The sequence below is a fragment of the Streptomyces sp. NPDC002795 genome (assembly GCF_042888725.1).
Classification (GTDB): domain Bacteria; phylum Actinomycetota; class Actinomycetes; order Streptomycetales; family Streptomycetaceae; genus Streptomyces.
Window position 1 is genome coordinate 1 of record NZ_JBIAQB010000008.1, and the last position, 21,899, is coordinate 21,899.

General features: G+C 70.3%; 21 protein-coding genes. 11 read left to right on the top strand and 10 right to left on the bottom strand.

Annotated features, from left to right (window positions below):
• Window positions 1-224: 224 nt before the first annotated feature.
• Window positions 225-1,052, top strand: coding sequence for an MBL fold metallo-hydrolase (locus ACFYWS_RS23785; RefSeq protein ID WP_389279844.1), 828 nt, complete (start codon window positions 225-227; stop codon window positions 1,050-1,052).
• A 461-nt stretch (window positions 1,053-1,513) separates the two neighbouring features.
• Here the strand turns inward: ACFYWS_RS23785 and ACFYWS_RS23790 are convergent, their stop codons facing one another.
• Window positions 1,514-2,602 carry a LacI family DNA-binding transcriptional regulator gene (locus tag ACFYWS_RS23790; protein WP_389279846.1) on the bottom strand — a complete coding sequence of 363 codons (1,089 nt, stop codon included), beginning with the start codon at window positions 2,600-2,602 and terminating at the stop codon, window positions 1,514-1,516.
• A 232-nt stretch (window positions 2,603-2,834) separates the two neighbouring features.
• Between ACFYWS_RS23790 and ACFYWS_RS23795 the strand changes: the two genes are divergently transcribed.
• The 6 genes from ACFYWS_RS23795 (at window position 2,835) to ACFYWS_RS23820 (ending at window position 9,133) form a co-directional block, all read left to right on the top strand.
• Window positions 2,835-4,016 (top strand): ABC transporter ATP-binding protein, encoded by a 1,182-nt coding sequence (locus ACFYWS_RS23795; RefSeq protein WP_389279848.1) that lies wholly within the window; start codon window positions 2,835-2,837, stop codon window positions 4,014-4,016.
• A gap of 16 nt (window positions 4,017-4,032) precedes the next feature.
• Entirely contained in the window at window positions 4,033-5,304 is a 1,272-nt protein-coding gene (locus tag ACFYWS_RS23800) for a spermidine/putrescine ABC transporter substrate-binding protein (protein WP_389279850.1), read from the top strand.
• Window positions 5,268-6,182: an ABC transporter permease gene (locus tag ACFYWS_RS23805; protein ID WP_389279852.1), complete on the top strand. Its 915-nt coding sequence runs from the start codon at window positions 5,268-5,270 to the stop codon at window positions 6,180-6,182. The genes ACFYWS_RS23800 and ACFYWS_RS23805 overlap by 37 nt, the downstream gene beginning before the upstream one ends.
• The gene (locus ACFYWS_RS23810; protein ID WP_389279855.1) at window positions 6,179-7,024 is read left to right on the top strand and encodes an ABC transporter permease; all 846 of its coding nucleotides are present in this window, start codon (window positions 6,179-6,181) and stop codon (window positions 7,022-7,024) included. Before ACFYWS_RS23805 ends, ACFYWS_RS23810 begins: the two co-directional genes overlap by 4 nt.
• 101 nt (window positions 7,025-7,125) lie before the next feature.
• Complete coding sequence (locus ACFYWS_RS23815; RefSeq protein ID WP_389279857.1) at window positions 7,126-8,127, top strand: SIS domain-containing protein; 1,002 nt, start codon at window positions 7,126-7,128, stop codon at window positions 8,125-8,127.
• Between the two features lie 79 nt (window positions 8,128-8,206).
• Window positions 8,207-9,133 carry a PfkB family carbohydrate kinase gene (locus tag ACFYWS_RS23820; protein WP_389279859.1) on the top strand — a complete coding sequence of 309 codons (927 nt, stop codon included), beginning with the start codon at window positions 8,207-8,209 and terminating at the stop codon, window positions 9,131-9,133.
• A gap of 84 nt (window positions 9,134-9,217) precedes the next feature.
• On the opposite strand, the gene ACFYWS_RS23825 is transcribed toward ACFYWS_RS23820, so the two are convergent.
• The 3 genes from ACFYWS_RS23825 to ACFYWS_RS23835 form a co-directional block, all read right to left on the bottom strand.
• Window positions 9,218-10,249 (bottom strand): NADPH:quinone reductase, encoded by a 1,032-nt coding sequence (locus ACFYWS_RS23825; RefSeq protein ID WP_389279861.1) that lies wholly within the window; start codon window positions 10,247-10,249, stop codon window positions 9,218-9,220.
• Between the two features lie 47 nt (window positions 10,250-10,296).
• Complete coding sequence (locus ACFYWS_RS23830) at window positions 10,297-10,635, bottom strand: GNAT family N-acetyltransferase (protein ID WP_389279863.1); 339 nt, start codon at window positions 10,633-10,635, stop codon at window positions 10,297-10,299.
• 81 nt (window positions 10,636-10,716) lie between these two features.
• On the bottom strand, window positions 10,717-11,112 hold the full coding sequence (locus ACFYWS_RS23835) for a pirin-like C-terminal cupin domain-containing protein (RefSeq protein ID WP_389279865.1): 396 nt from the start codon (window positions 11,110-11,112) through the stop codon (window positions 10,717-10,719).
• Here ACFYWS_RS23835 and ACFYWS_RS23840 point away from each other — a divergent pair.
• On the top strand, window positions 11,092-11,523 hold the full coding sequence (locus ACFYWS_RS23840; protein ID WP_389279867.1) for a carboxymuconolactone decarboxylase family protein: 432 nt from the start codon (window positions 11,092-11,094) through the stop codon (window positions 11,521-11,523). The genes ACFYWS_RS23835 and ACFYWS_RS23840 overlap by 21 nt on opposite strands.
• Window positions 11,405-11,899, top strand: coding sequence for a GNAT family N-acetyltransferase (locus ACFYWS_RS23845; RefSeq protein WP_389279869.1), 495 nt, complete (start codon window positions 11,405-11,407; stop codon window positions 11,897-11,899). The genes ACFYWS_RS23840 and ACFYWS_RS23845 overlap by 119 nt, the downstream gene beginning before the upstream one ends.
• A 151-nt stretch (window positions 11,900-12,050) precedes the next feature.
• Here the strand turns inward: ACFYWS_RS23845 and ACFYWS_RS23850 are convergent, their stop codons facing one another.
• The 3 genes from ACFYWS_RS23850 to ACFYWS_RS23860 all read right to left on the bottom strand — a co-directional run bounded on the left by ACFYWS_RS23850 (window position 12,051) and on the right by ACFYWS_RS23860 (window position 14,832).
• Window positions 12,051-13,244, bottom strand: a complete 1,194-nt coding sequence (locus ACFYWS_RS23850) for an alpha/beta hydrolase family protein (protein WP_389279871.1) — start codon at window positions 13,242-13,244, stop codon at window positions 12,051-12,053.
• A 119-nt stretch (window positions 13,245-13,363) separates the two neighbouring features.
• Entirely contained in the window at window positions 13,364-13,558 is a 195-nt protein-coding gene (locus tag ACFYWS_RS23855) for a ferredoxin (protein ID WP_389279873.1), read from the bottom strand.
• A gap of 35 nt (window positions 13,559-13,593) precedes the next feature.
• Complete coding sequence (locus ACFYWS_RS23860; protein ID WP_389279875.1) at window positions 13,594-14,832, bottom strand: cytochrome P450; 1,239 nt, start codon at window positions 14,830-14,832, stop codon at window positions 13,594-13,596.
• A gap of 276 nt (window positions 14,833-15,108) precedes the next feature.
• Between ACFYWS_RS23860 and ACFYWS_RS23865 the strand changes: the two genes are divergently transcribed.
• Entirely contained in the window at window positions 15,109-15,570 is a 462-nt protein-coding gene (locus ACFYWS_RS23865) for a MarR family winged helix-turn-helix transcriptional regulator (protein ID WP_389279877.1), read from the top strand.
• A 63-nt stretch (window positions 15,571-15,633) separates the two neighbouring features.
• Here ACFYWS_RS23865 and ACFYWS_RS23870 read toward each other — a convergent pair whose 3' ends face one another.
• Genes ACFYWS_RS23870 through ACFYWS_RS23880 form a run of 3 tightly spaced genes read right to left on the bottom strand, consistent with a single transcriptional unit; the run spans window position 15,634 to window position 20,197 of the window.
• A complete protein-coding gene (locus tag ACFYWS_RS23870) occupies window positions 15,634-17,268 on the bottom strand; it encodes a hypothetical protein (RefSeq protein ID WP_389279879.1) in 1,635 nt (544 codons plus the stop codon).
• On the bottom strand, window positions 17,255-19,309 hold the full coding sequence (locus tag ACFYWS_RS23875; RefSeq protein ID WP_389279881.1) for an ATP-binding protein: 2,055 nt from the start codon (window positions 19,307-19,309) through the stop codon (window positions 17,255-17,257). Before ACFYWS_RS23875 ends, ACFYWS_RS23870 begins: the two co-directional genes overlap by 14 nt.
• A 24-nt stretch (window positions 19,310-19,333) precedes the next feature.
• Window positions 19,334-20,197: a hypothetical protein gene (locus ACFYWS_RS23880; RefSeq protein ID WP_389279883.1), complete on the bottom strand. Its 864-nt coding sequence runs from the start codon at window positions 20,195-20,197 to the stop codon at window positions 19,334-19,336.
• A 216-nt stretch (window positions 20,198-20,413) separates the two neighbouring features.
• Here ACFYWS_RS23880 and ACFYWS_RS23885 point away from each other — a divergent pair, with 216 nt between their 5' ends.
• Window positions 20,414-21,889 (top strand): amidohydrolase family protein, encoded by a 1,476-nt coding sequence (locus tag ACFYWS_RS23885; RefSeq protein WP_389279885.1) that lies wholly within the window; start codon window positions 20,414-20,416, stop codon window positions 21,887-21,889.
• Window positions 21,890-21,899: the final 10 nt, after the last annotated feature.

Below are 21,899 nucleotides of genomic sequence, written 5' to 3' on the forward strand. Positions count from 1 at the left end.
CCATGCTCAAACACCGCACTCCCTACCAGCCGAAGTACGAGCAGGCCGCCTGACCAAGCACACAGACCTTGACCGAACAGATAGGAGCACCCCCCTGGTGTGACGTGCGTGTCTGCGGCTCCCGTGACGTCTCCGGGGCCGGCCGCCCTGCCCCGGGGACGCCGCGGAAGGAGTGGACTACGGTCTCAGCAAGCGGCTGTGGACCACAAAACGGGAGGATCCCCATGCTGAAGCAGGTCGCGGAAGGAGTACTCGTCCACCAAAGCGAGTTGCTCCAGAACAACACCGTTGTCGTGCAGGGCAAGGACGGCGTACTGCTCGTCGACCCCGGGATCACAGGCGACGAGATGGCCTGTCTGGCGAACGACCTTCGTAAGGACGGCCGGCCCGTGACGGCAGGCTTCTCGACGCATCCTGACTGGGATCACGCGCTCTGGCACGCCGCATTCGGCGAAGCGCCTCGATACGGTACGGCCCGTTGCGCGGAATTCCTGGAGCAGCTGCTCTCGGACGCGGACTGGAAGACCCACCTCGCCGAGGGATTGCCACCGGAAATCGCCGAGGAGACGCCGCTTGATCTCTTCGGCCGCATTACGGGTCTGCCTGCCGGGACCGCGCGGATTCCTTGGGGCGGCCCCGCGGTTCGGATCATCGAGCATCCGGCTCATGCCCCGGGCCATGCGGCGCTGTTGATCGAGCAGAGCAGGGTTCTCATCGCGGGCGACATGCTTTCCGACGTCCTGATCCCGATGCTCGACGATTCCGCCGACCCGGTCGAGGACTACTTGGTCGGGCTTCGGCGGCTGGAGGACGCGGCGGGCGACGTCGGTGTCGTCATCCCCGGTCACGGATCCGTCGGCAGGGCCGGTCAGGTACGCGCACGCATCGACCAGGACCGTGCGTACGTGCATGCCCTGCGGGACGGCCTTGCTCCCAGCGACCCGCGTATCGGCGCGTCGGCGAAGCCCGGTTGGGAGTGGGTGAGCGACATACACGAGGGGCAGGCACAGAGCGTCGCCAAGCGGGCGGGGGGCGAGGGGACGCGCGGCTAGAGATCCGCTTCGGTCGCCGACCTGCAATACGCTGCCTCCCTTGCCAAGCCGGCGGAAGCGGTGACGCCGACACGGCTGCGCTCCGCCCTGACTGGAGGTCATCCGGGTGTTCCCCGCACGGGTATGTGTCGGCGTGTCGTTGTTCCTGGTGACTCTCGCCCTGTCCGGCTGCTCCTCCTGGACCTGCACCGACACGACGCCAAACGCGGCGAGGCCGCCGGCAGGGTGCAGCTCGGTGCCGGTTCCCGCACGGGTGACGTATGGCTTGACGTCGACCGGCCTGAGCTGGTGGCCGGAGTGCTGTTGATCCCCAATGACCAGTCCTACCAAGGACATACGACCTGCGAGCAGGACCCCAAAGACGGTGGCGGGCAGCATCCTCCTAAGCGCCCGTCATCGAGGAACGGCTGTAAGCCGCCATTCCGGATGGCGTGGGCCCCGAGTCCACGCAGTCAGTCGCGTCAGGCCCCAAGACCCCGCACCCGCCCCGGAGCCACCCCCGTCGACTCACGCGGAACATAGCTCGTACGCAGAGTGTGTCGGCGCGGCCGGGCCGTGGAGCCGTTGATGCGGCGGGTCAGGATGTCCGCCGCCAGGCCGCCCAGCTCCTGCACGGGCTGGCTGACCACGCTCAGCCGGGGCCGGACCAGCGTGGCCCATTCGGCGTCGTCGAAGCCGATGACGGAGACGTCGTCGGGGATGCGGGCGTCGAGGTCGAGGAGGGCGTCCAGGGTTCCGAGTGTGGCCACGTTGTCCGTGGTGAACAGTGCGGTGGGGCGGTCGTTCGACGTCATCAGCTCCAGGACGACCGAGCGGGCCCAGGCCCGGTCGTATCCGGTGTGCCGGATCAGCTCGGCCCCGCGCGGGATGCCCGCGGCGCGCAGGGCCTGGCGGTAGCCGGTGAGTCGTTCGGTCGTGGTCCAGATGTCCGCGCCCGGTGCCAGCCGACCGGAGGTCTCGTCGGCGGTCGCGGAGGTGATCACGGCGATACGGGTGTGCCCCGCGTCGGTGAACCGGGTCACGGCGGATTTGGCGGCGCCTCGGTTGTCGACCACGACGGTGTCCAGTGCGGCGCCGGTGAGGGCACGGTCGAGGAGGACGACGGGGATGCCCGAGGCGACGGCCTTGTCGAGGTGGTCGTGGTCGGCCGCCGCGGGCGCCACGACCAGGCCGTCCACGCGGCGTTCGATGAAGAGTTGCACCGCGGCCTTCTCGGTCTCGCCGTCCTCGTCGCTGTTGGCGAGGACCACCTGGAAGCCGGCCTTGGCCGCGATGTCGGTGACGCCGCGCACAGCGCGCGCGAAGTAGGCGTTCTCGACGTCGGCGACGATCACCCCCAGCGTGTGGGTGCGTCCGCTGATCATGCTGCGGGCCACCGCGTTGGTGCTGTAGCCGAGTTCGGCCGCGGCGGCCAGCACACGTTCCCGGGTGGCCGGGCTCGCCGAGCCGTATCCGCCCAGCACCCGGGCGGCGGTGGCCTGTCCTACGCCGGCGTGCCGCGCGACGTCGGGGATGGTGACGCGACGCGGCGGCCGTGCGGTGTTCGGCATGGGCGGTCTCTTCGTGGAGGACGGCTCGGCGGATGCCGAGGGGCGGGTCGATGAAATCCGGCTCCATCCAACCATTGACGGACGGCGGCAGCCGATGGGTAAGGTACGAGCCGATTGGTAACGTTATCAAAAACCGATCGGCACCCTCCCCCTGTCTCCCTCGGGCCGACCACGGCATGCCCACGTCCACGGTCGCCCCGGTTCCACGTCCCGAACACCGGAGGTACCACGGATGGCACCCGACACCCTCTCGCCGCCGCCACCGGCCACAGGCCCGGCCATCACCCTCGTCGACGTGGTCAAGTACTTCGACGGTGCCGGCGCCCGGGACACGGCGGTCGTCCGCGGCGTCGATCTCACCATCGGCGAGGGCGAGTTCTTCTCCCTGCTCGGCCCCTCCGGCTGCGGCAAGACCACCACCCTGCGGATGATCGCCGGGTTCGAGGAACCGACCAGCGGTCAGATCCTGCTGCACGGCCGCGACATGGTCGGCGTACCGGCCAACAAGCGCGACATCAACATGGTCTTCCAGTCCTACGCCCTCTTCCCGCATCTGAGCGTCGCCGACAACGTGGCGTTCGGACTGCGCCGCAAGCGCGTGCCCAAGGACGAGATCCGCGAGCGGGTCGCGAAGATCCTGCACACCGTCGAACTCGCCGACAAGGCCGACCGCCGCCCCCGCCAGCTCTCCGGCGGCCAGCAGCAGCGTGTCGCGCTCGCCCGCGCCCTGGTCAACCGGCCCCGCGCGCTGCTCCTCGACGAGCCGCTCGGCGCCCTCGACCTGAAACTGCGCCAGTCCATGCAGCTGGAGTTGAAGCGGATCCAGCGCGAGGTCGGCATCACCTTCATCTACGTCACGCACGACCAGGCCGAGGCCCTGACCATGTCCGACCGGATCGCGGTGATGAACAACGGTCTGGTCGAACAGGTCGCGTCGCCCCGCGAGGTGTACGAGCGGCCCGCCACCGCGTTCGTCGCCGGGTTCATCGGTACGTCCAACCTGATCGGTGGGCGTCTGAGTTCCGTGGAAGGGGACAGCGGCGTCGTCGACCTCGGCGACGGCCAGCGCGTCACGGTCCCGCTCAGCGGCGCGCACCGTGTGGGGGCAAGTGTCGAACTGACCGTGCGCCCCGAGAAGATCACGCTGGCCACCGGGCCCACCGACACCGCGAGCCGCGTTCGCGGCACCGTGCGGGAGGTGGTCTACCTCGGTACCTCGACCAGCTACACGGTGGACACGGGACCCGGCGTCGAGATGACGGTCTTCCAGCCCAACGACGGCACGGCGCTCGTCTTCCCGGATCGCGGCGACACCGTCTGGCTGTCCTGGGCCACCGACCACTCCTATCCGCTCACCACCGTGCCCGCTCCCGCGACGCCGGACGCCGCTCCCGTCTCCCTCACCTCGCGCTGACGACAGGCAGACCACCATGCCCGAGCACTCCACACCCTTCGCGCCCCGACCGCGCGGACCCGTCCCGCGCGGATTCACCCGGCGCGGCCTGCTGCGCGCCGCGTTCGGCGCCGCCGCCCTTGCCCCGCTCGCCGCGTGCAGCGTTCCCGGCGCCCGTGTCCATGTCCCCACCGGCAAGGCGGAGATCGCGGCTGCCGTCGATGACTTCTGGAGCGGGAAGAAGCGGTCGGGGAAGCTGGACTTCGTCAACTACACGCAGTACATCGACGTCGACCCCCGCGACCAGAGCAAGCACCCCACCCTCGACGCCTTCACCCGCGAGAGCGGCGTCAAGATCGCCTATCACGAGCTGATCGACGACAGCGCGTCCTGGTTCGGCAAGATCCAGCCCGAGTTCGCCTCAGGACAGGGCATCGGCTACGACCTGATGGTCATCGGCGGGGACAGTTACCTCACCAAGTACATCGAGCTGGGCTGTCTCGCCCCGCTCGACCACAGCCGGCTGCCCACGTTCGCCCGGCACGGCGGCGCCGTCTTCAAGAACTCCTCCTTCGACCCCGGCAACGTCTACACCGTGCCCTGGCAGTCCGGCATGACCGGCATCGGCTACGACCCGGCCCGGGTCGGCCGGAAGATCACCAGCTGGCAGGACCTGCTCGACCCCAAGCTGCGCGGCAAGGTCGGCATGTGGAACGACGCCGTACAGATGGGCAACATCGCTCTCCTGGCCGTCGGTGTGAATCCGGAGACTTCCACACACGCCGACTGGCGCAAGGCCGCGGCCTGGCTGCGCAGGCAGCGCGACGCGGGCATGGTCCGCTCCTACTCCACCGCGACGTACCAGTCCTCGCTCCAGCGCGGTGACCTGGCGGCCTCGCTCGTGTACTCGGGCGATGTGTTCCAGGCCAACCAGAGCGGCTCCGAGCTGGAGTTCGTCATCCCCGACGAAGGCGGTCTGCTCTGGACCGACAACCTCTGCATCCCCTCGACCGCCTCCCACGCCGTGGACGCCCTCGCCTACATGGACTACGTCTACCGGCCCGAGGTCGCCGCGAAGATCACCGAGACCGTGCAGTTCGTCTGCCCCGTGCCCGGCGCGCAGCAGGTCATCGCCGAGGACGCGGCCGCCGCCACCGGCAAGCGGCACACCGTGCTCGACGCGATGAGCACCAGCCCGCTGGTCTTCCCGACCAAGGCCGACCAATCGAAGCTGCGCCGCCTGCGGGTGCTCGACAAGGAGGAGGAGAAGCAGTGGAACGCGCTGTTCGAGCCGATCTACCAGGCCTGAGCCGACAGCGGCGGCGCCGCCGCCCCGTTGCCTCGCTGGCTCCCTACTGGATGATCCTGCCGGGCTGGCTGTGGCTGGCCGCCTTCTTCATCATGCCCGTCATCGTGATGGTGTCCCTGTCCCTGCAGACCGGCGACTTCATCGACGGCTTCCGCCAGACCTTCCATTTCGGCACCTACGCCGATGTGATCAGCACCTACCACGTGCAGTTCCTGCGCTCCCTCGGCTACGGCGCCGCGGCCACCGCCGCCTGCGCGCTCATCGGCTACCCGGTGGCGTACTGGATCGCTTTCAGGGCCGGCCGCCACAAGTCGCTGTTCCTCTTCCTGATCCTGCTGCCGTTCTTCGTCTCCTTCGTCATCCGCACCCAGTCCTGGAACATCGTGCTGGCCGACAACGGCGTCCTGCTCGGCCCGCTCAAGCAACTGGGGCTGCTCCCGGGCGACTTCCACCTGCTGGCCACGCCGTACGCGGTGATCGGCGGACTGACGTACAACTTCCTGCCGTTCATGGTGCTGCCCGTGTACGTCGCCCTGGAGCGGGTCGATCCCAAGGTCATCGAGGCGTCCACCGATCTGTACGCCTCCCGGGTGGGCACCTTCCTGCGCGTGGTGCTGCCGCTGTCGCTTCCCGGCGTCTTCGCCGGTGTGCTGCTGACCTTCGTGCCCGCCTCGTCCGACTACGTCAACGCGAGCATTCTGGGCGGCCCTTCGACCACGATGATCGGCAACATCATCCAGTCCGAGTACTTCACCAACCTCGACTACCCCAGCGCCGCCGCCCTCTCCTTCGTCCTCATGGGCGCGCTGCTGCTGGCCGTGTTCACCTACGCCCGGGTCCTGGGCACCGAAGACGTTCTGGAGGCGGCCGCGCGATGACCACGCACACCGTCGCGCCACCGGCAGGCGCGCCCGCACCCTCACGGCCGCGCCGAGCAGCACGTGTCCGCCGCCGCCCCACCCTGACCGTGTACACCGCGCTGGTGCTCGTCTGGCTGCTGCTGCCGATCGCCGTCATGATCCTTTTCGGCTTCAACGACACCGGCAGCAGGGTCAACTTCACCTGGCAGGGCTTCACCCTGGACTGGTACCGGCACCTGTTCGCCATCCCCAACCTGACGTCCGCGCTGGTGAACAGCCTCACCATCGCCCTGATCGTCGCCGTGGTCGCCACTCTGCTGGGCACCCCGATCGGGCTTGCGCTGGGCCGCTACCGCTTCCGCGGCCGCGGTTCCGTGGACCTGTTGCTCTTCGCTGCCATCGCGGCCCCCGAAATCGCCCTCGGCGCCGCCCTGTTGTCGCTGCTCATCGTCCTGGGCGTGCCCCGCGGCTACTGGACGGTCGTCCTCGCCCATGTGGCGTTCTGCATCCCCTACGTCGCGATCACCGTACGGGCGCGCATGGCGGGGCACGATCCGACGCTGGAGGAGGCGGCCCGGGACCTGGGGGCCGGCCCGTGGACGGCGTTCCGCCTTGTCACCCTGCCGACGCTGCTGCCCGGTGTGGTCTCCGGCGCCCTGCTCTGCTTCGTCCTGTCCGTCGACGACTACATCATCACCAGCTTCAACGCCGGCCGAACGGTCACCTTCCCGCTGTGGGTGTACAGCGCGAGCCGTACCGGCGTACCCCCGCAGGTCAACGTCATGGGAACGCTGATCTTCGTCGGCGGCCTGATCATCGCCGGAGCGAACGTCCTGTTCTCCCGGCGCCGCGCGGTCTGACCCGACCCGGTCCCCGCGCCCCTCGGACACCGGATCCCCGGCATTCGCCGGCCGGTGCGGAACAACCCTGTTGCGGAACAACCCTCTAAGGAAGATTCACCGTGCTCAAGTTCAACGAAGCCGAGTTCGTCTCCCAGACGGAGAGCCTCGTGGCGCTCCGCCCCCAGATCGAGCAGGTCGTCGACCGTCTCGTCGGCGAAGGCTACGACAACGTCCTGCTCGTCGGAGCGGGCGGCACCTACGCGCAGATGTGGCCCTACGAGCACCTCGCCCGACGCACCTCGAAGCTGCCGGTACGCGCCGCGATCGCCGCCGAACTGGCCGTCTCCGGCGACGCCCTCCTCGGCGAGCGCACCATCGCCGTCTTCACCTCCGTGTCCGGCACCACCGAGGACAGCCTGAGCGCGATCGAGCACTGCAAGTCCCGCGGCGCCCACACCATCGGCTTCACCGGCATCGCCGACTCCCCGGTCGCCCAGAACGTCGACACCGTGCTGGTCTCCGCGCCCAAGGCATGGCCGTTCGATGTCCAGATGCTGCTGTTCATGGGCCGACTGCTCGACCGGCGGGGCGAGTTCGAGGGCTACGAGCGGCTCGCGGACGAGCTCGCCGTCCTGCCCCGCGTCCTGGTCGACGTGTCACGGCAGGCCGAGCCGGTCGCCGAGGCCTTCGCCAAGGCACACAAGGACAACGACTACCACTTCCTCATCGGCGGCGGGAACCTGTGGGGATTCACCTACCTGTACTCCATGTGCATCCTCGAAGAGATGCAGTGGTTGCGCACCACCCGGGTGCACAGCGCGGAGTTCTTCCACGGCTCGCTCGAGCTCCTGGAGGAGGACACCAGCGTGATCGTCTTCCAGGGGGAGGACGAGACGCGGCCGCTCACCGACCGCGCCGAGTCCTTCGCCAAGCGCGTCTCGAAGGACGTCACCGTCTTCGACACCCGCGACTACCCCCTCGATGGCATCAGCCCGGAGTTCCGCGGACTGCTCGCCCCACTGGTCATGGACACCGTGCTCGACCGGGTCAGCAAGCACCTGGAGCGGGCCCGCGACCACTCGCTCGACCTGCGCCGCTACTACCGCGTCATGGACTACTGACCGGCCCGACCGGATCCCTCGTCCATCCGTCCCGCGCGCCGGTGCCGGTGGCACCGGCGCGCCACCCCGGGAGACCTCGTTGAACGTCCTGACCGGCCAGCACAGTCCGAACGTCCTCGGCTTCGGCGACAACACCGTCGACCGCTTCGTGGACCGCGGCACCGACTACCCCGGCGGCAACTGCGTCAACGTCGCCGTCTACGCCCGCCGACTCGGCGTGGAAGCCGCCTACCTCGGGATGTTCGGCGACGACGAGCTCGGCACCTTCCTGCGCACATCCGTGGCGGCCCAGGGTGTCACCGTCGACCGCAGCCCCGTCCGTCCCGGCACGCCCTCCGTCTCCACCCTCCACGCGCGCGACGGCGACCGCACCTTCCTCGCCTACTCGGACAGCACCGTCAGCGAGTCACTCGCCCTGGCCCCCGAACTCCTGGCCTACGTGGCATCGTTCGCGCTCGTACACTCCAGCGTCTACTCGTCCACTGAGGCCCAACTCCCCCACCTCGCCGCGGCCGGCCCTCTGGTCAGCTTCGACTTCTCCGACGAGGACGAGTACCGCTCGCCCGACTACCTCGACCGCGTCTGCCCGCACGTCGACCTGGCGCTCCTGTCGTGCTCGCACCTGAATGAGAGCGCCACGCGCGCGTTGCTCGCCGATGTGGTGGGGCGGGGCGCGGGCATGGCGCTTGCGACCCGTGGACTGGACGGCGCGATCGTCCACGACGGCCGCACCACGCTCACGGTGCCGACCCGCCCCGCCGATCCCTCGGCGATGACCGACACGATGGGCTGCGGGGACGCGTTCCTCGCAGGGTTCATCGTGTCGCTGCTGCGCGCCGGATGGTCACGGCAGACTCCCCCGCCCTTCGACACCCTGGAACACGCCCTGGAGCAGGGCGCGCAGGCGGCGTACGAGCAGTGCTTCGTGGAGTCCGCCTTCGGTTGCGGTCGGCCGACAGTCGGGTCGCGTTCTCCTGCTCCGGCCGCGAGCGCCGGCCCGTCCTGAACCACTGCCGCATCACCGGCTTCGGCACCGAAGGCCCACTCGGCGTAGGAGGGCACCCCATCGCGCCCACAGGTGCCGCTCCTCCTACACCGTCGCCCTGACGTCGATGAGGACCTTCCCCACAGCGCCGCCCTCGACAGCCTCGTGCGCCTTCGCCGTCTGCTCCAGCGGGAAGCGGACGAACGGCAGTCCGGCTTCCGCGCCTGCCCGCAGCGCACCGGCCGCGACGGCCTCCGAGACGGCGGCCGCGCCGGCGCGCATGGACTCGGCCGGGACGGTGTAGAGGGACAGCCCGTGCCAGTCCAGGTTCCGGCCGAAGGTCGCGCGCAGGGGCAGACGCAGTTCGTCGCCACCGTTGTTGGCGTAGAAGGCGATCGTCGCGTTGTTCCTGGTGACCGCCAGGTTCAGCTCGGCGTTGACCGCCGGAGCGACCTCGGCGACGAGGTCCACTCCGTCCGGCGCCAGGTCGAGGACGACCTTGGCGACGTCCTGCGTGCGGTAGTTGACGATGTGGTGGGCGCCGGCGGCCTTCGCCAGGTCGGCCTTCTCCGGAGAGCTGACGGTCGTGATGACCGTCGCCCCGGCCCAACGGGCCAGCTGGATCGCCGCGTTGCCGACCGCTCCCGCTCCCCCGGCGATCAGCACGGTCCAACCCGCGAGCGCCCCGGGCGCCAACCGGTCCGGCCCGTCGGCGGCGAGGGTGAGAGCACGGTGGGCGGTGAGCGCCGGCACGCCCAGCGCCGCGCCCAGAGCGTAGTCGGCCTCGTCCGGGAGCGGCACGGCCCGCTCGGCCGGGGTGGTCAGGAACTCCTGCGCCGTACCGCCGGCCGGGCGCCCGGCCGCGGACAGGTACAGCCACACCCGCTCCCCGATCCGCGCGGGGTCGACGCCCGCGCCGACCGCGTCGATCCGGCCCGCGCCGTCCTGGTTGGGCACCTGGCTCTCGCCGTCCCCGAGGCTGCCCGAGAGTCCTGCCCGGACCTTCCAGTCGGTGGGGTTGACCCCGGAGACATGTACCTCGACCCGGACTTCGCCGGGGCCGGGGTCGGGGACGGGGCGCTCCTCCAGTCGCAGAACCTCGGAGTCGCCGTTGCTGCTGTACACGATGGCCTTCATGCTCTGGCCAATCACCACCGCGCTCGTCGTATTCCCGCGATGCCCGTTCAGTCGAGCCGGCTTCGCAGCCAGGCCAGGACCTCCGGGCGCACCGGGTCGACGACGTCGGCCGTCTCCTCCTCGCGCTTCTTGACGTACTTGGCCCAGTAGGGGCAGACGGGGACCACCCGCTTGCCGTCGGCGCGGACGTCGGCCAGGGCCTCGGTGACCAGGATCGAGGCCAGGCCCTGCCCGGCGAAGCGGTCGTCGACCTCGGTGTGGAAGAAGACCCGCTGCTCGTCGCGGTCGCGGTATTCGGTGAAACCGGCCTGTTCGCGGTCGACCGTGATGACGTAGCGCTGCTCGTCGGGACGGTGTTCCACGACCGGAGGGGTGGCAGATGTCATGGCGCTTGTCTCCTTGTTCCCTGTGTGTTGCGGTGTTGGTGTGTTGCCGCTTTGGTGTGTTGGTGTGTTCCTGGGCGGCGGTCAGCGTGGTGATCGGTTGCCGCGCGCCTTGAGCGTGCTGTTGGGCAGTTCTGGCGCCGGCAGGCGTCCGCCGGGGTAGCCGGAGACCGTACCGAAGCGCTCGGCGTCGGCCTCCCAGTCCGCCCGAGCCGCGACGATGTCCTCGTGGCTTCGGCCGATGAAGTTCCACCACATCACGATCTCTTCGCCGAAGGGTGCACCGCCGAGCAGGAGCAGCCGCGCGGGGCCGCTCGCGTCGTTCGTGAGGGTGATGGTGTCTGCGCCCGGAGCGACGTGCCCCAGCTGCCCGTCCGGTACGGGCGTCCCCTCGACCCGGACGGTCCCTTCGTCGACCAGTACGCCGAGTTCGAAGGCCGGGTCCACGGCGAGGACGATGTGCGCGCCCGGTTCGAGCACGATCTCCGCGCCGAAGCCGCCGAGGCCGGTCTGGAGCCCGCCCTGCTGGAGTTGATCAACATACGCGTCTCCCAGATCAACGGGTGCGCCTTCTGCCTGAACACGCACACCCGTGCCGCCCTGGGCGCCGGGGAGTCCCCGTTGCGCCTGGGGGTCCTGCCGGGGTGGCGGGACGCGGAGGTGTTCACCGACCGGGAGCGGGCGGCGCTCGGCCTGGCCGAGACCGTCACCCACCCGGACGACGCCACCGCACAGGAGGCCGCGTACGCCGCGGCGCGGGAGGTGTTCGACGATGCCGAGATCTCCGCCGCGATCTGGGCATCGATCACCATCAACGCCTTCAACCGGGTGTCCATCCTCAGCAAACACCCCGTGCGACAGGCCGCCATGCCGAACCCCGTGGTCCACTGACCGCACGGCCCCACTGCGCCAAACTGTGCAAACAACGCACATTACGACCACGACATGGAGGGCCACGATGGCCATCGAGATCACCGACTCCCCCGACACGAACCGCTACGAGGCCCGGGTCGACGGGCAGCACGCGGGAGTCGCCGAGTACATGCGCACCAAGGAGAGCAAGCTCGTCGTCTTCACTCACACCGAGGTCGACCCGCAGTTCAACGGACAGGGCGTCGGCTCCGCACTGGCGCGCGCGGCCCTGGACGCCGCACGGGCGGACGGGCTCCGCGTCCTCGCCGTGTGCCCGTTCATCTCCGGCTGGATGGCCCGGCACCGCGACTACCAGGACCTCGCCTACCAGAGCCGCAGCAAGGTCGAGGACTGACCTCTTGCCACTGACCGTACTCACGTGATGATCCGCGTCGGTGCCGTCGGAGGCGTGCCTGTACGCCGCCTTGTCCTCCGGGCTCGTCGGCTTGCGGGCTTCGGCCCGGCGAGCGCCGCCCTCGGCGACGCGGCAACTCAAGGGCGCCAGATCACGGCTGGAACGCGACCTCAGGATGCGTGGCCCCGGGGCCGTCGAGGAGCGGTTGCGGTATCCCCCGCAAGTGAAGGTCGAAGAAGGCTGACACGTAGTCGCGGGTGATGCGCCACCCGCGTTCTCCGGACAGTGGTACGGCAGGGTCCGACAGGCCCAACTGGCCCGCGAGGTACGGCAGATCCGTGAAAGAGAAGTGTTCGGCGCCTGCAACGGTCAGCCAGCGTTTCCAGCCGTTCAGATGACTCCACGCCTCAGGCCAGTCGGTTGTCCCGCTGCTGGGGCTGTGGGTGGACTCCGCGCCGAGCATCATGAACGGACGCCCACCGAGCCCCGCCGCGGCAGGGTGCAGAAAGAAGTCACCGTCCAGGTCGACTCCCGCCCGCACACGACGGTCGGCGGCCATCGTGGCCGCCGCGGTCGCGCCGCCGATCGAATGCCCGCCGATCCCGATCCGGCTCCGGTCGATCACATGGGACAGCTCCCCGGCCTGTCGGCCGTTGGTCAACTCGCTGATCACGAAGGACATGTCCTTGACCCGGCCGCCCACAACGGCCGCCCGCTCCTCCACGGTGTCGGCCCGTGCACAGGCCACGCAGGTCAGCGTCCGGCCTCCCGGGAAGGCGGTGCCGACGGATTCGTAGGCGTGGTCCACCGAGGCGACGACATAGCCGCGACTCGCGAGATCGTCGGCGATCGAGGTGAGGGTGGTGCGCGGCATCGAGAAGCCAGGGTCGAGCAGCACCATGGGGAAACGCCCTCGCGCCGGACGAGCGCCCACGTACGCATGAGTACGCGCGTCGGCGACCGTCTCGGGCGGCACGACGCCGCCGAGCCCCCTCTCCTCCAAGAGGAGCCGCGCCTCGTCATCGGTCATGTACGTCGCCCGTGTTCCGCGAGCTGCGCGGGCTGGATAGGACACCGTCACCATCAGCTCCCGGTGACCGGCCGCCGGCACCCATGGGTCGGTGCGGTGACGGTCCACCAAGTGCAGGGTGCGGCGGCCCACGGGGTGCGGGCCGGTGGGGGACGGCAGTTCCAACCCGCTGCTGTACGGAGCTTGGGCCACGATCGGCGCGGCGTCGACGGAGACGGCCGGTGTGGCGCCCGCCGGTGTCGCGCCCAAGAGCGGCGCCGACAGGGTCAGGGTGAGCAGGGTGGCCATAGTGGCTCTGCGATGTCTGGGGTCCATGCGGTCGAAGCTAGGCCCTGGGTTTCCTCAACACGTCAGACTCCAGGGCTACTTGGCCGTACGTCTGTCGGCTGACCCCACCACCGGAGCCGACCGCAAGCCAGGCTCCACCATCGTGCCTACCCGCACACACCGATCGCCCCCGTAGGACACATGGCCGCCGCCTCCCGCACAGCCGCATCGTGCGCCGAGGCGGGTTCCGCGGTCAGGAGGGTCACGACGCCGTCCTCGTCCCGCTGGTCGAAGACCTCCGGCGCGGACAGGACGCAGGCGCCCGCGCCGCAGCACTTGTCCTGGTCGACGGTGAGTTTCATGGTCCGTCTCCTCTACAGGTCCGAGGGGCCGCGGGTCACCAGCTGACGGGGACTTCGCTCAGGCCGCCGACGAGGAGGCCTTCCGTCTTGCGAAGTTCGGCGGCTGGGACAGCGAGGCGAAGGGTGGGTACGCGGGTGAGCAGGGTCTCCAGGACGACCTGGAGTTCGGTGCGGGCCAGCGCCTGGCCGAGGCACGAGTGCGGTCCCACGCCGAAGGTGAGGTGGGGGTTGGGGGTGCGGGCGAGATCCATGGCGGCGGCGCCGGTGAAGGCGCGTTCGTCGCGGTTGGCGGCCGGCATGCTGCACACGACCGTGCTGCCCGCCGGGACGACCTGTCCGCCGATCTCGGCGTCCTCTCCGAGGTAACGGCGCAGCCCGAAGCCGAGGTTGCTGTCGAAGCGCAGGGACTCCTCGACGGCGGTGCGCACCAGCGAGGGATCGGCCAGCAGCCGCTCCCAGCGGGCTCGGTCGTCGAGCAGCAGGGAGACCATCTTGCCGATCGAGTTGGCGGTGGTCTCGTGGCCGGCGACGAGCAGGCCCATACCCGTGGAGACGAGTTCCTCGTCGCTGAGTCCGCCTCCCTCGACCTCGCTGCCCGCGCCGCCCGCCTCCTCGCTCTGCGTGATGAGGACGCTGAGGAGGTCATCGGCCGGTTCCGCGCGCTTGGCGGCGATGTGTGCGGACATGTAGGCGACGAACTCGGCCTGGGCGGCGCGGATTTCGTCGCCACTGTAGCGGGTGACGCTGAGGAAGCTGTCGGACCAGCCGGAGAAGCGGTCCCGGTCCTCCGCGGGCACTCCGAGCAGGTCGCAGATGACGTAGACGGGGAAGGGGAAGCCGAGGCTCGCCCGCAGGTCGGCGGGGGCGCCGTCGGCGAGCATGGTGTCCACGAGGCTCTCGGCGAGGCGGGTCATGGCGGGGCGCAGGGCGGTCATCCGCTTGGCGGTGAAGTATCGGCCCACCTGACGCCGCCAACGCACGTGCGGTTCACCGCGGTTGGGGGTCGCGATGGCGGAGCTTCCGGTGGCGGCGGCCCCTCCGGCACCTTCGGGTGCCATCCTCGCGGCGTTGTCCTGCTCGGCGGGTCGGACGAACCGGGGGTCGGAGAGCAGGCCCCGGACATCGTCGTACCGGGTCAGGTAGACGGCCGTGTCACCGCTGGGCAGGGTGGCGTGGGCGACGGGGCACCGGGCGCGCAACTCCTCCCAGACAGCGGGCGGTTCGAGCGGGGTGTCGCCGGACAGCGGCAGGCGGACGGGTGGCTGGTCGTTCATGGTGCGTCTCCTCGTGGGGTGGAGGCGGCGGCAGGGCGCGGTGCACCGTTCAATAAAAGTGCATCATGCACCGTCTATGCATGATGCACTTCATGTGTATGGCGCACAACCATGCGGGGTGCTTCAATCGCGTACCGGGTACGACGGATGAACAGACGGGGGAACAGACGGGGGGGGAACAGGGGGAACAGACAAGTGCGCAGGCGTGCGCGCCAGGGCGGTCCGGGCGTGCGCACACGACGAGGTCACGGCTATTCGCACCCCTGGGAGGACTGCGTGGACGCACGACAAGCTGGCGGCCGTATCGAGCGCGAACTGCTCATCCTGACCCGGCACTTGGAGATGACATCTCCGCGCCGCGCCCGCCTCGACCACAACGCCCTCGACCGCAGCGCCTACGTCCTGCTCAGTCGCCTGGAGGCGCAGGGGCCGATGTCCGTCCCCGACCTCGTCGAAGCCTTCGGCCTGACCCCCTCCACCCTCACCCGGCAGACCACCGCACTGCTGCGCGACGCTCTCGTGGAACGGACCCTGGACCCGGGAGGCAGCATCGCCCGGCAGCTCCGGATCACCGACGAGGGACGCGAGCGGCTGCGTACGGACCGGGACGCCATCACCACCGGACTCACCGACATCCTCGGCGACTGGCCCGAGGACCGGCTGCGGCGGTTCATCGAGGATCTCGAACGGTTCAACACCGACATCGAGCAGCGCACGGGCCGGCCCTGGCCCCGCTGACCAGAGCATCCGCGCCACGTCCGCGCCGTCGTGCGTCGCGCGCGAGCCGCCGGGCGCCCCGGGTCAGGCCGGGCAGGAGCCTCCCTTGCCCGGGCTGGTCCGGAACGGATTCGGCGGGCTGTAACCCTTCGACCGGGGGTACTCGATGACCGGGACGATCTTGCAGACGGGCCAGTTGTCGTTCTCCGAGGTGTACCCGAAGTCGCCGCTGGCGCCCCGTACACAGTCGCCGCAGTCGCCGTCGGTGCCCACCTTCATGTTGCTGATGTTGCTGTCGACGTCGTACTTGGTGGGCAGTTGGCCCTTGTTGTCCTCGTCGTTCGTGAACTGGGTGACGCCCTTGATGAGGACCTGGAGGGCGTCGTAGTGCATGATCGCGTAGCCGTCGTCCAGGTCGGTCCCCTTGACGCCCGCGTCCTCGGCCATGGTGGTGGCGAAGGTCCGGTACTGCCCGGGTGCGTCCTGCCCCCGGCTCCACGAACGGTTGTCCGTGGGGGCGGCGTTGAGCGTGACGACATTGGCCTCCGCCATCGACTTCTTCATGTCCTCGCCGGTGAGCCGCGAGGTGAGTCCGGTGGAGACACGGAGGACCCGGATGGGGTGCTCGGCCTTGTCCTTGCGGGCCTGGCAGTCGGCGTCCTTGGCGATCGCGTCCACCAGCTCCGGAAGGTCCCAGTCCCGGCCTGCGACGAACACCGTGTCCGCACCCGACTGGCACAGCCGTGACGCGGCGGGCGCCATGGCGGCGGGCGCACCCTCGTAGGGGCCCATGGTGCCGATGTACGAGCGGTCCCGGACCGTCAGCTGGTACTTCGTGCCGAAGGTCTTGAGGAGCTCCGCCTTGGTGTTGGTGACGTAGTCGTCGTCGGTGCGCGAGTCCCACACGAGGAAGCCCTTGCCGTTGCCCGGGTGGCCCTTGAGGTAGTGGGCGAGGGCCAGCACGGAGTTCCGGTTGTTGGGGGCCGTCTTGTAGAACGTGCGGGCCTTGATGTTCGGAGAGCTGAGGACACCGCTGACCGCGGGGATGTTCTTGTCGGCCAGGGCGGTCGCCGCGTCCTGCGAGTCCTTCTCACTGTTGGGCAGTCCCATCACGCCCACCAGCGGGGAGTCGCCCTCCTTCTGCTTCCCGCTGCCGGTCAGCTCGGCCGCCGCGTCCACGGCGGAGGACCACAGGTCGAGATCGGCGCCGATGTTGCCGAGCAGCATCTGGAAGTTGACGCTGTTGCTCGACGTGTTGGCGTCGCGCTGCGCGGCATAGGCGCCCGCGAGGCTTCGCTTCAGGAGCGGGGCGGTCATCGCCCCGGACTTCGAGGTGTTGAACGGGAGCAGCAGCGCCACCTTCACGTACGGCTTCTTGTCGGCGGCGGCCTTGGGGTCCTCCCAGAGGAGCCGCACCCGGTCGTTCTCCCGCGCGATGCGCTCGACCAGCCCGGCGACCTCCTTGTCCGGGCCGTCCTCGCCGGGCTTGAACACCGGCGCCCGGACCGTCGCGTCCACGAGGCCGACGCATTCGCCGCCCTTCTCCTCCAGTCCGTCCCGGCAGTCGCTCCCGGTGACGATCGGCACGACGATCCACGCGGTTGCGCCTACGAGGACGAGGGCCACGAACCCCGCGATCCACCGGCCCAGGATCCGCTCACCGCGCCGGAGCGGGCGCCCCCTGACGAAAGGGCGGACGAAGATGTCAGTGAAGCTCACCGTGGCTCCCTTCGGGGCCGAGCGCCGGACGGGCGGAGGCGGGGGTGCGCAGCTCGCGCAGGTCGTCGTGCCACTCCTGTGCGGCGTCGAACAGCGTGCCCGCGCCGGTGACATGACGGCCCGACAGGAGTTCGAGGTCGAACCGGATCCGCTCGCAGAGTTTGTCGTCCGGCGCAGTCAGCGGGTCGGCTGCCAGCCACACCGCGTGCAGGAGGCGGTGCACGGAGCGCAGCACATCGTCCCCGGCGGGCTCCGTGCCGCTCTTTCCGCTGGCCTTGTCCCAGCAGTTCCTGGCCCAGCGGGCATCCGGCGGATGGGGCGCCGTCGCCACCTGCCACAGGTCGCGCAGCCACTGCTCGGCCCCGCCCGGTCGCGCGAACCGCTCGTACAGGCTCGCCACCACGTGTCCGGCGTTGCCGCCCGCGAGCGCGTGGTGCAGGGCGTCGATGTCCTGTCGGGCCCGCTCGTGATGGAGGCGGAGCAGTTCGTGGAGGCCGTTCCAGCTGGGGGTCGTCGGCGTGGGCCGGGCCCGCCGGCGGCGCAGTTCGAGGACGAGGACGGCCCGCAGGAACGGGTCGGTGACGAACGGCCTCGGCGCCTGCGCACCGTGCTCGGCGCGCAGATGGCTCCGGGCGGTCTCCACCGCCGCGCGGTCCGGGGCCGCGGGCAGGTACGCGGCGGCCAGGGCGCGCGCCGCGGCGCTGTCCCGTGCCACGGAGAACAGGGTCAGATTGCGGCGCAGCTCCGGGTCGGGCACGAGCCGCACCGCGATCTGCCGGGTCACCGACTGACCGTTCAGTTGCAGCGCGCCGACGTCGAGCCCCGGTGTGGCCGCGCTGTTCGGGTCGGCCCGCACCGCCTCGGTCAGGAGCCCGCATCCCAGCGGCGAGCCCCGCGTGAACCGGCGTACCACGCGCGGCAGTTCACCGCGCAGCGAAGGGGCGGCGTCGCTGAGCATGGTGACGATGTCGTGCCGTTCGAGTCGCGGCAGTTCGACGGCGATGAGGCCGGCCGAAGGTGTCCCGGTCTCCGGTCGCTGCCAGTCGGCCGCCCCGCCGGTGACCTGTTCCAGGGTGAGGTGTGTCGCGTCGGGCAGCGAGCGGCGGCGGGCGCTGCCGCGTGCGGCGGCCACCACGATCAGCGGGTCGCCGGTCCGCTTCACCCGGTGGGTGAGGATCTGGTCCATGAGGCGGCCGCCCGGCGGCGTCTGTACGTTGTCGAGCAGGAGCAGCGGCCGCGGCGGCCGGTTAAAGCGCATCCAGCGGGTGTCGTAGCGGGCCCGCAGGTCCTCCAGGAGCGCCACGGCCAGGGATGCCTCGGCCAGCTCGCGCAGGTCGCCGCCCTGGTGGAAGGCGCGGGAGTGCGCGACCAGGGGCGACTCGTCGCGGCGGGTCCCGGGCCGTCCGGCGTAGAAGGCCCGCACCTCGTCGGCCTGCCCCTTCTTCGCCTTCTTCGTCAGGTACCGCTCGGTGAACAGCTCCACCGAGGCGTCCACGACCGGCTGGAGCTCCTCCCGGGCGACGACGTTCGGCAGGCGGTGGTTGACGTCCCGTACCCAGCTGTCCGCGACGGCGGAACCCGCGGCCTCCAGGCCGCACCCGATGAGCAGCCGCCCCATACGGTCCTGGGCGGCCTCCTGCTCCCCCGGGTCACCGAACCGCCAGGCGCAGACGGCGACGAGCCCGGTCCACAGCCGCGGCAGCTGCAACAGCTTGCGCTCCCCTGCGACTTGGGAACAGAGCCCGCACGCGGCGTCGATCAGGAAGTCGGCGCCCTGCGAGGTGTTGCCGACCAACCCCTCGCCGGATCCGGCGCCCTGCGCGCAGTCCACCTCGGCCACCGGAACGCGGGCGCTGTACGAGCGGTACAACGCGTCGAGGACCGCGGTGCGGCCACGGCCGTGCGGGCCGGTCAGGAGCAGCGCGGGCGGATCGTCCCTGTGCACCTGTTCCCTCTCCCCGTGCTCCTTCTTGCGCGGGTAGCCCACGAGGCGTGGCACCAGATCGTCGAGGAGGACGTCCCGGCCGTAGAGTCTGCTCACGCGCGTCCTCCTTCAGTCCGTGCCTCAGCCGCCGAGCACTCTGGTCAGGGCCGGTCCGATGGTCTGCAACAGGGCTTGTGCCGCTACAGAGTTGGGTGCCGTCGCCAACTGCTCACGGATGCGGGCCGCGAGAGTACGTGCCTCGGGGCTCGGCGGCGGTCCGCCCGGACGGTCCTCCAAGTCGCGGTCGGCTTGGATGAGTTGGCGTATCTGCTCGGGGTCCAGGCTGAGTCCGGTCTCCTGGTTGAACGTCTCGATGGTTCCGTACAGGACGTTGACGTTGCCGGTGACCGACCCGATGGTGAGCCCCGCCGGCGCCGGTTCGTGGGCCACGTACGCCGATACGTCGCCTCCGCCGCTGGTCGCACAGGTCCGCCCGCGGTCGGTCAGCTCGACGCGGGCCGTGATCGCGTCCCCGTCGAGCGTGAGCAGCCTGGCCTGCCGCAGATACGCGGCGCTGCCCTCGACGACACCCTGGCCGAGCACCTGGCCGTGGAACGACGACTGCTCGGCGATGAAGAACTCCTTGAGGCGCGGGCGGCGCCCGGACCGGTTCTCCTCGTACGCCCACATGATCAGGGCGTTCTCGGTGTAGCGCCGGACCGCGTCCGGGTTCTCCAGATCGGCGACCAGCTGTTCCGCCTGTGCGAGGCCCGCGGTGGTCAACTCCGCGTCCGGTGGCGGACGTTCGCCGTCCTCGTGGACGCGTACGAGACCGCGCTCCTGGAGCGCCTCGATGAGAGCGGCGACGCCCAGCGCGGGCATGTTCTTCTGCCGCCCGAACCCGCCGGTCGGCACCGGCACGTCGGCCTGCCGGCCGCACTGCTCGTGCAGCCACAGCAGCAGCCGGACTTCATGGCGGCCCAGCGAGGCCGTGTGGCACGTCATCGTGAGCCCAACCCCCGTTGGCGCAGATGCATGAGACAAGCTGTTTGAGCAGTCGAATGTACCCGTCATCCGGCCCGGTCACCAGATCTTCGACACCTCGGGGGCCACATAACTCCCTTGAGTCTCTGTGGAGTTGTGCGAGGTGAGGTTCGGTACGGCTCGCACCGGTCAGCATGTCCGAGGAGAACCGGACCGATCGTTCAAGAGGAGACGGGTATGCGGACACTGTTGCGGGGCGGTCGCGTCATCGATCCGGCCGGCGGGTTCGACGGGGCGGCCGACGTGCTCGTGGCCGACGGAAAGATCGCCGCTGTCGGCACCGATCTCGCACCACCGCCCGGCACGGAGTCGGTCGATGCCACCGGACTCGTCGTCGGTCCCGGCTTCGTCGACCTGCACAGCCACGTCCACTCCGTCGCCGGGCACCGGTTGCAGGCGTTGGACGGCGTGACCACGGCGCTCGACCTGGAGGCCGGGCTGATGCCGGTGGAGCGGGCCTACGCCGAGGCCGCCGCAGCGGGCCGCCCACTCCATTTCGGCTTCTCCGCCTCCTGGGGCGGCGCGCGGGCGCAGGTACTCGCCGGCATCGCCCCCGATGCCCGGATCGCGTCCAGCCTGGCCGTGCTGGGCGACGCGCGCTGGCAACGGTCCTCGTCCCCACGCGAGTTGGCTACCTGGCTGTCTCTACTGGAGGACGAACTGTCCGCGGGCGCGCTCGGGATCGGCGTCCTGATGGGGTACGCGCCGACCACCGAGCCCGCCGAGTTCCTGGCGGTGGCACGGCTCGCCGCGAAGGCCGGAGTGCCCACGTTCACGCACGTACGGGAACTGGTCGAAATGGATCCGGCGACCCCCGTCGACGGCTCCGCGGAGATCGCGATCGCGGCGGCCGAGACCGGCGCGGCGATGCACCACTGCCACGTCAACAGCACCTCGGGCCGGCACATCGACCGAGTCCTCAACACCCTTGAGAAGTCACGGCAGGAGGGCTCCCGTGTCACGGTGGAGGCCTACCCGTACGGCGCGGGCAGCACGGCCGTCGGCGCCGCCTTCATCGACCCGGCGCGGCTGCGTCTGAAGGGCCTGGGCCCCAGCAGCGTCATCATGGTCGAAACCGGGGAGCGGATCGCGGACGCGGCCCGCCTGAAGCAGTTGCGGGCCCAGGACCCGGGCGCGCCCTGCCTCCTGGAGTTCCTCGACGAGGACGACCCGCGCGACCTGACCCTGATGCGGCAGGCACTCGCCTTCCCCGACGCCGTCGTCGCCAGCGACGCGATGCCGGTCTTCTGGCCGGACGGCAGCCACGACAGCACCCACTGGCCCCTGCCTCCCGGCGGCACGACTCACCCTCGTACCGCCGGAACCTTCACCAAGACGCTGCGCCTGATGGTGCGCGAATCCGGAGCCTGGTCCTGGCTGGAGGCCTTCCGCCGCTGCTCCTACCTCCCGGCACGCATCCTCGACGACGTGGCACCGGCCGCCCGCGCCAAGGGCCACCTCGCCGTCGGCGCCGACGCCGACCTAGTGGCCCTTGACCCGTCCACGGTGACCGACACCGCCACGTACGCCGACCCCACACGCCCGTCGCGCGGGGTCCGGCATCTGTACGTGGCGGGGGTGCCGGTGGTCTCGGACGGCGCGCTGCGGGCCGATGCGCTTCCGGGGCGGCCGCTGCGGGGCGAGCCACGGTGAGTGGGGCGCT